Source organism: Nocardia sp. NPDC127526, from assembly GCF_042672265.1.
In the GTDB taxonomy this organism is placed as follows: domain Bacteria; phylum Actinomycetota; class Actinomycetes; order Mycobacteriales; family Mycobacteriaceae; genus Nocardia.
Genome location: NZ_JBHXVO010000062.1, coordinates 1 through 2,685 on the forward strand (window position 1 = coordinate 1; position 2,685 = coordinate 2,685).

The 2,685-nt window shown below is 57.1% G+C and carries 1 rRNA gene; it reads left to right on the forward strand.

Annotated features, from left to right (window positions below):
• A 23S ribosomal RNA gene (locus ACFVIV_RS39115) occupies window positions 1–2,661 on the forward strand; the annotation flags it as partial.
• Between the last annotated feature and the right edge of the window lie 24 nt (window positions 2,662–2,685).

Here is a 2,685-nt window from a genome sequence, read left to right on the forward strand (position 1 = left end):
CCCGAGTAGCAGCGGGCCCGTGAAATCTGCTGTGAATCTGTCGGGACCACCCGATAAGCCTGAATACTACCTGGTGACCGATAGCGGACTAGTACCGTGAGGGAAAGGTGAAAAGTACCCCGGGAGGGGAGTGAAATAGTACCTGAAACCGTGCGCTTACAATCCGTCAGAGCCCTCCCTTGTGGTGGGGTGATGGCGTGCCTTTTGAAGAATGAGCCTGCGAGTCATCGGTGTGTGGCGAGGTTAACCCGTGTGGGGGAGCCGTAGCGAAAGCGAGTCCGAATAGGGCGCCCTGTAGTCGCACACTATGGACCCGAAGCGGAGTGATCTACCCATGGCCAGGGTGAAGCGACGGTAAGACGTCGTGGAGGCCCGAACCCACTTAGGTTGAAAACTGAGGGGATGAGCTGTGGGTAGGGGTGAAAGGCCAATCAAACTCCGTGATAGCTGGTTCTCCCCGAAATGCATTTAGGTGCAGCGTCACGTGTTTCACGCCGGAGGTAGAGCTACTGGATGGCCTAGGGGGCCCACAAGCTTACCGAAGTCAGCCAAACTCCGAATGCCGGTGTGTGAGAGCGTGGCAGTGAGACTGCGGGGGATAAGCTTCGTAGTCGAGAGGGAAACAGCCCAGATCGCCGGCTAAGGCCCCTAAGCGTGTACTAAGTGGAAAAGGATGTGGGGTCGCGAAGACAACCAGGAGGTTGGCTTAGAAGCAGCCACCCTTGAAAGAGTGCGTAATAGCTCACTGGTCAAGTGATCCTGCGCCGACAATGTAGCGGGGCTCAAGTACACCGCCGAAGCCGCGGCACTCAGACATATACATCCCCAGCAATGGGCAGTGGTCTGGGTGGGTAGGGGAGCGTCGTGTAGCCAGGGAAGCGGCGGAGTGATCCAGCCGTGGAGGCTGCGCGAGTGAGAATGCAGGCATGAGTAGCGAAAGACGAGTGAGAAACTCGTCCGCCGAATGACCAAGGGTTCCTGGGCCAGGTTAATCCGCCCAGGGTGAGTCGGGACCTAAGACGAGGCCGACAGGCGTAGCCGATGGACAACGGGTTGATATTCCCGTACCCGTGTACCCGCGCCCAATGGCGAATCAGTTGTGCTAAGTGCCCAAATGTGGCGAGACCTCCTTCGGGAGGCTCAAAGCGGCTGCGCACGACCCTGGCTGTAGTAGTCAAGCGATGGGGTGACGCAGGAAGGTAGCTGGGCCAGGTGATGGAATACCTGGTGTAAGCGTGTAGGGCGTCGTGTAGGCAAATCCGCACGACACATGGCCTGAGACGTGATGCGTAGCCGATTGAGGCGAATTCAGTGATCCTATGCTGCCGAGAAAAGCCTCTAGTGAGTTGGTACACGGCCCGTACCCCAAACCGACACAGGTGGTCAGGTAGAGAATACTAAGGCGATCGAGATAACTGTGGTTAAGGAACTCGGCAAAATGCCCCCGTAACTTCGGGAGAAGGGGGACCTTGTCTGGTGACGGAACTTGCTTCCTGAGCTGGACGGGGTCGCAGAGACCAGAGAGAAGCGACTGTTTACTAAAAACACAGGTCCGTGCGAAGTCGTAAGACGATGTATACGGACTGACGCCTGCCCGGTGCCGGAAGGTTAAGAGGACCGGTTAGCGCTTCGGCGCGAAGCTGAGAATTTAAGCCCCGGTAAACGGCGGTGGTAACTATAACCATCCTAAGGTAGCGAAATTCCTTGTCGGGTAAGTTCCGACCTGCACGAATGGCGTAACGACTTCTCTGCTGTCTCAACCACAGACTCGGCGAAATTGCATTACGAGTAAAGATGCTCGTTACGCGCGGCAGGACGAAAAGACCCCGGGACCTTCACTATAGCTTGGTATTGGTGTTCGGTACGGTTTGTGTAGGATAGGTGGGAGACTGTGAAAGCCACACGCCAGTGTGGTGGGAGTCGTCGTTGAAATACCACTCTGATCGTATTGGACCTCTAACCTCGGACCCTGATCGGGTTCAGGGACAGTGCCTGGTGGGTAGTTTAACTGGGGCGGTTGCCTCCCAAAATGTAACGGAGGCGCCCAAAGGTTCCCTCAGCCTGGTTGGCAATCAGGTGTCGAGTGCAAGTGCACAAGGGAGCTTGACTGTGAGACCGACAGGTCGAGCAGGGACGAAAGTCGGGACTAGTGATCCGGCACCGGCAAGTGGAAGCGGTGTCGCTCAACGGATAAAAGGTACCCCGGGGATAACAGGCTGATCTTCCCCAAGAGTCCATATCGACGGGATGGTTTGGCACCTCGATGTCGGCTCGTCGCATCCTGGGGCTGGAGTAGGTCCCAAGGGTTGGGCTGTTCGCCCATTAAAGCGGCACGCGAGCTGGGTTTAGAACGTCGTGAGACAGTTCGGTCTCTATCCGCCGCGCGCGTCAGAAACTTGAGGAAGGCTGTCCCTAGTACGAGAGGACCGGGACGGACGAACCTCTGGTGTGCCAGTTGTCCCGCCAGGGGCACGGCTGGTTGGCCACGTTCGGAAGGGATAACCGCTGAAAGCATCTAAGCGGGAAGCCTGTTCCAAGATGAGGTTTCTCACCCCCTCGAGGGGGTAAGGCCCCCAACAGACCATTGGGTTGATAGGCCGGAACTGGAAGTCTGGTAACAGATGCAGGTGACCGGTACTAATAGGCCGAGGACTTACCAACAAAGAAGCTACGCGTCCACTGTGC